Below are 6549 nucleotides of genomic sequence, written 5' to 3' on the forward strand. Positions count from 1 at the left end.
GACGACGGCGGAGTGTTCGGCTCTGGTGTGCGTTTGATGACAACGGCATAATTCCGGAAACTGGAGGATGTGATGGTTTCTCTGATCAGGCCGGGCGCAAAGCTGTCGCGGGTCGATGGCCCCGTGATCGAGACGGCGCGGCTCATCCTGCGGCCGTGGCGCGCATCCGATGTCGCCGACAACACGAAAATGCTGTCCGATCCCGAGACGGCGCGCTTCATCACGCCGGATCATCAGCCGGTCACGTCGGAGCTGAAGGGCTGGCGCAACGCCGCCGTCATCTCGGGCCACTGGGCGCTGCATGGCTTCGGCATGTTTGCGGTCGAAGAAAAATCCTCCCGCCGCTACATCGGCCGCGTCGGTCCGTACTTTCCGCCGGAATGGCCGGGCTTCGAGGTCGGCTGGGGCATCGCCAAAGAGTACCGCGGAAAAGGCTATGCGGTGGAGGCGGCGCGCGCCGCGATCGACTTTGTGTTCGCCAATTTCACGGTCGACCGCATCATCCACTGCATCGACCCGGCCAACGTCGCCTCGCAGGCGGTGGCGCGGCGGCTCGGTGCCGTGAACGAGGGGCCGGGCAAGCTCGAGGGCGACATCGTTGATATCTGGGTGACGGCGCGTGGGCGGTGGCGCCGCGATCCGGCTTGAAAAACCCCGCTTGGGCGACGATTGTTCGGCTGACCCGGAGATGCTTTCGACCGATGACATTGGCCGCAACCGAACTCTGCCTGCGCGCCGCCGCGGTGACGCTGCTGCTGGTGCTTGCGGCCTCGATGTTCGCGGATTTCCGCAACGTGTTGGCGGGGCGGCTCGTGATCGCTTTCGCGCTCGGCACGGCTGCGCATGCGGTGACCGCATCGATTGGTGCCGGGGAACCGATCTCGGTCTGGCACGCACCGCTGATCGCGCTTTCGACCGGCGACATCGTGGTGTTCTGGCTGTTCACCCGCGCGCTGTTCGATGACGCCTTCGTCCTGCGTTGGTGGCACGGCCTGATCTGGGCCGCGGTGGTGACGTTCAGCTTCGTCAACTGCATGTGGATCGCACCCGGTGGCCACGCGCGGGCGGCGATTACCACAGTCAATCTGCTGGCGCTCGTCTTCATCGCGCTTGCCGTGGCGCAGACCGTCGGATCATGGTCGGCGGATCTTGTCGAGCGCCGCCGCCGTGTCCGTGTCTTCATAGTCGCCGCCTCTGCGCTGTACGGCGGGATGAACGCGCTGCTGCAGATCGCGTATGCCGGCAGCCGCGTGACGGTGGAGTGGGCCAATCTGCTCAACGCCGTCGTGCTCACCGGCATCGTCGCGGCCATCACCTGGACGATGATGCGCGTCGATGGCGCCGATCTGTTCGCCCTGCCGGTCGAGCCCGTCATTGCCAATGCGCAGCCGGCCGCGATGGAGGAGGCCGCCGACCAGAAGCTGGTCAATGCCCTGATGCGCCTGATGGCGGACGAGCGCATCTACCGCCAGGATAACGTCACCATCGGCACGTTGGCGACCCGGCTGAAGATCCCCGAGTACCGTCTGCGGCGGCTGATCAACCAGCGGCTCGGCTACCGCAATTTCAACGTCTTCCTCAACAACCACCGGATCGAGGAAGCCAAGGCCGCGCTCGCCGACCCCTCGCAGGCCGAGGTCCCGGTCATCACCATCGCGATGGATGCCGGCTTCCAGTCCCTCGGCCCCTTCAACCGCGCCTTCAAGGCGACGACAGGCGTGACCCCGACGGAGTACCGGAAGCTGAAGGTGAGCGCGGCATAAGGGGTCGCTGACGCGAGGGGCGCACCGGCGGCCGGGTTCCCTCCCCCCTTGCGGGGGAGGGTTAGGGAGAGGGGTACCACTCGGGTGGTCTCTCAAACTGCGTTGCGATGTGGTGCTGCATGTCGTGACGGCGGTGCTTGCATCGACCGTCTCGCCCGGGGCCACCCCTCTCCCCAACCCTCCCCCGCAAGGGGGGGAGGGAGCCTGACTAGCGTGCGTCCCTTACCATGAGGCGTTGTAATCGCACGACAATTCCAGAATCGACCAGCCCTTCCCAATCCTCGGCCAGCCCAATTTCGAAATCCGGCGAGCGCTCTCGCGTCCGCTGCGGCCTGATCCCGGCCACGCACCCATTGCGCCATGCCGGAGGATCCCGTGACCCGTCGAAAGCTCGTCTTCATTCTCGTCGCCACCACCGCTTTCGCGGCGCTGGCACTGTCCGCCGCCCGCGCCCGCGATGTCCCGAGGGTGGCGACCGGCTTTGTCGCCAACGTCGTCTGCTCGGAGACCTTCGTCAGTGGGCTCGACCCGAGGCGGAACCTGACCGAGACCACCGAGGCGATGCCGGGCGCCGGCCTGATCACCTGGGCGATGGACACCGAGGTCGACCTCGACCGCAGGGACGTCACCGTGACGCTGTTCGGGCTCGGCCGCAGCCATGCGGTCTATCGCGAGGGTGTCGGCTGTACGCTCGAACATGGCGAGACGCTGGCCGAAATCGCATTGCCACCTGCCAGGCCGCAGGCCGCGCCGCTGCCCGAGATCGCCGGTCCCGCGCTCGTCGCGCCGCAGACCCCGCAGCTAGCCGCTGCGCTCGATCGCGCGTTCGCCGAACCGGCGGAGCCGCCGTTCCGCCGCACCCGCGCGGTTGTCGTGATGAAGGACGGCCGCGTCGTCGCCGAGCGCTACGCCGACGGCATCGGCATCGAGACCCCGCTGCTCGGCTTCTCCGCAACCAAATCGGTGATCTCGGCCCTGATCGGAATTTTGGTGCGCGACGGCAAGCTCGCGATCGACCAGCCGGTGCCGATCGCCGCCTGGAAAAATCCCGACGATCCGCGCCACGCGATCACGGTCGATCAATTGTTGCGTCACACCGCGGGCCTTGCGCTCGGCAGCTCGTTGCAGGCCTCACTAGCCTCCGCGCTCGAACCGGTCAACCGGATGAAGTACATGGAATCCGACATGGCCGCGTACGCCGAGAGCATTTCGCTCGAGACCGCGCCGGGCCAAGCCTGGAATTATCACGACGGCAATTTCATCATCCTCTCGCATCTGATCCGCGGCGCGGCCGGCGGCCTTGCCGCCGACGTGCTGCGCTTCGCGCGCCGCGAATTGTTCGATCCGCTCGGCATGCGTAACGTCGTCATGCAGTTCGATGCGGCGGGCACGCCGGAAGGATCAGGCGCGATCATGGCGAGCGCACGCGACTGGGCGCGGTTCGGCCAGCTCTACGTCGACGACGGCGTGGCCGGCGGCCGGCGCATCCTGCCCGCGGGCTGGGTGAAGTACTCGGCGTCGCCGACGCCGAACGCCTGGGTCGGCATCGGGGCGGGCTTCTGGACCAATCTCGGTGACAGTTTTGGCGCCAAATATCGCGTCGAGCACGGCATGCCGCGCGACGCGTTCTTCGCCAAGGGCACGATCGGGCAGTATGTGATTATCGTGCCGTCACAGCGGCTGGTCATCGTGCGGCTCGGCCGTTCGCCGAACGCGCCGCCCAAGGCGGACGGTGTGTTCGACCTCGTTCGCGATGTCGTCGCGGCAACGTCCGGCAACGCGAGGCTCGCGGGCGGCAATTGACCGGCACGTCACACACCGCCCGCGCGATCGTGAATTGGATCTCCGCGCGAGGAATTTTCTGATGCGGCGGCGCATCTCGCACGAGGTGCGCCATCGTTTCGAGAACCGCCGCAGCCGGAGACCATCATGCCGAAAGCCTACTGGATCGTGCACGTCACGGTACACGACGAAGCACGGTATCCCGAATACCTCGCCGCCGCGATGCCGGTATTCGCCAGATTCGGCGCCAACTTCATCGTGCGCAACGGCCCCTTCGAGGTGATGGAAGGCGCAGCGCGCCAGCGCAATTTCATCATCGAGTTCAGGGATCGCGCCACCGCGATGGAATGCTACACCTGCGCGGAATATCAGGCCGCCAAGGCGATCCGGCAGAAATATTCGGACGGGGATTTTGTGATTATCGATGGCGAGGGGTAGGGGAGGCGCTCGTTCTCTCCCAATCTCAGTGTCGTCCCTGCGAACGCAGGGACCCATAACCACAAATGCCGCTCATTGCCTGACGCTGGAACGACGAGTCCCGTTCACAACATCTGCTGCGGAGTATGGGTCCCTGCTTTCGCAGGGACGACAGCGGCATATGCCGCTTCGACTCTGCTTCAGATGAGGGCGCCTCGCTTACTGCCGCCCCAGCTGCGTCGCCTTGTCCACGCGATCGAACCGCTCCAGCGTCAGGATCGCGTCGGCGAGCTGGTCGGCGCGCTTGTCGAGCACCGGGCGGGCCAGCGTCAGAAACTTCTGCTGCATCGCCTGCGCGTCGGGGAACGAGGTCGGCTCGCCGGACGGATCGGCATAGAGGCGCTCATGCACGCCGTCGTCGGTGGTGATCGAGACGCGGGCGCCGAACGGGTGAGTGCGACCGACCTCGAGCCGGTCGTCCTGCACCACGTCGAACTTGTCGGCGAGCGCGTCGATCGCCTTGTCGCCCAGCCGGTCGTAGTCGTCCCAGCCGAAATGGCCCTGGTCGAGCGCGATCGCGCCGGTGAAGAACATCGAGAACTGGCCGCCGACCACCGAGGTCGGGTGGCGCTTGGTGGCGGCATCGCCGGTCAATGTGATGCCGTTGCGGTGCAGGCCGATCTCGACCTTCCTGATCTGGTCCGGCGTCAGATTGTGCTCGCGCCGCATCGCGATCAGTGCGTCGATCGCGGCGTGGGTGTAGCGGCAGCTCGGATAGGGCTTCACGCCGATCTTCAGCGTCTCATAGGTGTGGCCCAAGTCCGCCACCGCCTTGTCCGGATGCGCATCGTCGGTGTAGCCGACCAAAAGGCCATGTTTGCCCTCGACCGACTCGCTCGAACCGATGAAGTCGTTGCGTGCGAGGGTCGCTGCGATCACGCCGTTCATCGCGGCGGCGCCGACCTGGTAGCGCTTGTTCCAGGCGCCGTTGACCAGGAATTGCAGCGAACCCGCAGCCTGGCTGCCGGAGACGCCGAACGCGGAGATGATCTGCTCCTTCGAGAGCCCGAACAGCTTGGCCGCCGCGGCGGCGGCGCCATAGGTGCCGGCGGTCGCAGTCGGATGGAAGCCGCGGGCGTAATGCGAGGTCGGATCGAGCGCGTTGCCGAGCCGGCAGCACACTTCATAGCCGGCGACGATCGCGGTCAGCACGTCGCGGCCGGAGGCGCCGACCATCTCGCCGACCGCGAACGCAGCGGGCACCACCGGCGCACTCGGATGCAGCGAGGAATCGGCATGGGTATCGTCGAAGTCGAGCGAATGGCCGAGCGCACCGTTGAGCAGCGCCGCCACCGCCGGGGTCCAGGTCTTGGTGTCGCCGAACACCGTGGCCTCGCCCTTTCCGTCGAGCGCCAGCGCCTCCAGCATCTTCATCAGCGCGGGCGTCGATTCCGCATCGCGGCGGGCTCGGATGGTGCTGCCCAGGAAATCCAGCGTCAAAATCTTGGCGCGCTCCAGCACCTCCGGCGGGATATCCTCGAATTTCAGGTCGGCGACATAGGCGGCGAGCGTTGCGGTTTCGTGGGCCATCGTGTTTCCTCAATCTTGCGGCGCAGGGTAGGCGGGCGGGTTTGGCCTTTCAAGCCACCTTGCCGCCGCGGGCAGCAGCCATGCTCGACGTCCCTTAACATAGGCCTTTCCATTGATTGCGGATCAGGGTGCATGAGGACCTTCGCAAAACGCATGTTCGACAAGCTTTGGAGCCGCAAGACGCAGCTGGCGCTGGCGGTACGGATCGCGTCCGCCGGCGTGGCGGCCTATGTCATCGCGGTGGCGCTCAACCTCATGCTGCCGCTCTGGGCGGTGCTGACCTCGCTGATCGTGACGCAAATGAGCGTCGGCCGCTCGCTGAAGGCAACGAGGGACTACATGCTCGGCACCATCGGCGGCGCCATTTACGGCGGCGCGATCGCGGTGCTGATCCCGCATTCCGGCGAGGGCAGCCTGCTGGCGCTGCTGGTCTTGGCGATCGTGCCGCTGGCCTTCATCGCCGCGCTTAATCCGAGCCTGAACTCGGCGACGGTGACGGCGGTGATCGTGCTGCTGCTGCCGACGATGCATCATTCCAACCCGCTGGATTCGGCGATCGACCGTGTCCTCGAGGTCACCGTCGGCGCGCTCACCGGACTTCTGATCTCGTTCCTGGTGCTGCCGTCGCGCGCGGTCAGCCAGATCAGGGTCAACGCGTCGAAGCTGCTGGAACTGCTCTCGGCGGCGTTCGCCGAATTGCTCGCCGGTCTGACGCGCGGCCTCGACAACGACGCGCTGCACCGGATCCAGGATGGCATCGGCACCGCGGTGACCAATCTGCACGCGACCGGGCTCGAGGCCGAGCGCGAACGCACCATGCATCTGTCGTCGGGGCCGGACACCGGTCCGCTGCTGCGAACGATCCAGCGGCTGCGGCATGACGTCGTGATGATCGGGCGCGCCTGCGTCGTGCCGCTGCCGGCCGATATCCAGGCCAGGCTGGCGCGGCCGTTGGCCGATGTCAGCAATGCCATCGTGACTTACATGGTGGCGGTCG

Annotated in this window: 6 protein-coding genes; 5 read left to right on the top strand and 1 reads right to left on the bottom strand. The window is 66.4% G+C overall.

The features are described from left to right. Positions 1-72: 72 nt before the first annotated feature. From H8A92_RS16845 to H8A92_RS16860, 4 genes are all read left to right on the top strand, one after another. Positions 73-648, top strand: a complete 576-nt coding sequence (locus H8A92_RS16845) for a GNAT family N-acetyltransferase (protein WP_229196824.1) — start codon at positions 73-75, stop codon at positions 646-648. 53 nt (positions 649-701) lie between these two features. Further along, positions 702-1763 (top strand): helix-turn-helix domain-containing protein, encoded by a 1062-nt coding sequence (locus tag H8A92_RS16850; RefSeq protein WP_229196825.1) that lies wholly within the window; start codon positions 702-704, stop codon positions 1761-1763. Positions 1764-2138: 375 nt separating this feature from the next. Next, positions 2139-3566, top strand: coding sequence for a serine hydrolase domain-containing protein (locus H8A92_RS16855; RefSeq protein WP_229196826.1), 1428 nt, complete (start codon positions 2139-2141; stop codon positions 3564-3566). 126 nt (positions 3567-3692) lie between these two features. Continuing rightward, positions 3693-3983, top strand: a complete 291-nt coding sequence (locus tag H8A92_RS16860) for a DUF1330 domain-containing protein (RefSeq protein ID WP_229196827.1) — start codon at positions 3693-3695, stop codon at positions 3981-3983. Positions 3984-4181: 198 nt separating this feature from the next. On the opposite strand, the gene H8A92_RS16865 is transcribed toward H8A92_RS16860, so the two are convergent. Continuing rightward, the gene (locus H8A92_RS16865) at positions 4182-5552 is read right to left on the bottom strand and encodes an MmgE/PrpD family protein (protein ID WP_229196828.1); all 1371 of its coding nucleotides are present in this window, start codon (positions 5550-5552) and stop codon (positions 4182-4184) included. Between the two features lie 132 nt (positions 5553-5684). On the opposite strand from H8A92_RS16865, the gene H8A92_RS16870 reads away from it, so the two are divergent. Further along, on the top strand, positions 5685-6549 hold an 865-nt coding region (locus tag H8A92_RS16870), incomplete at its 3' end, for an FUSC family protein (RefSeq protein WP_229196829.1).

The sequence above is a fragment of the Bradyrhizobium acaciae genome, from assembly GCF_020889785.1.
Classification (GTDB): Bacteria; Pseudomonadota; Alphaproteobacteria; order Rhizobiales; family Xanthobacteraceae; genus Bradyrhizobium; species Bradyrhizobium acaciae.

Coding starts and splice junctions, on each gene's coding strand:
- H8A92_RS16860 (WP_229196827.1), top strand. CDS start 3,693: ATGCCGAAAGCCTACTGGATCGTGCACGTCACGGTACACGACGAAGCA.
- H8A92_RS16865 (WP_229196828.1), bottom strand. CDS start 5,552: ATGGCCCACGAAACCGCAACGCTCGCCGCCTATGTCGCCGACCTGAAA.
- H8A92_RS16845 (WP_229196824.1), top strand. CDS start 73: ATGGTTTCTCTGATCAGGCCGGGCGCAAAGCTGTCGCGGGTCGATGGC.
- H8A92_RS16850 (WP_229196825.1), top strand. CDS start 702: ATGACATTGGCCGCAACCGAACTCTGCCTGCGCGCCGCCGCGGTGACG.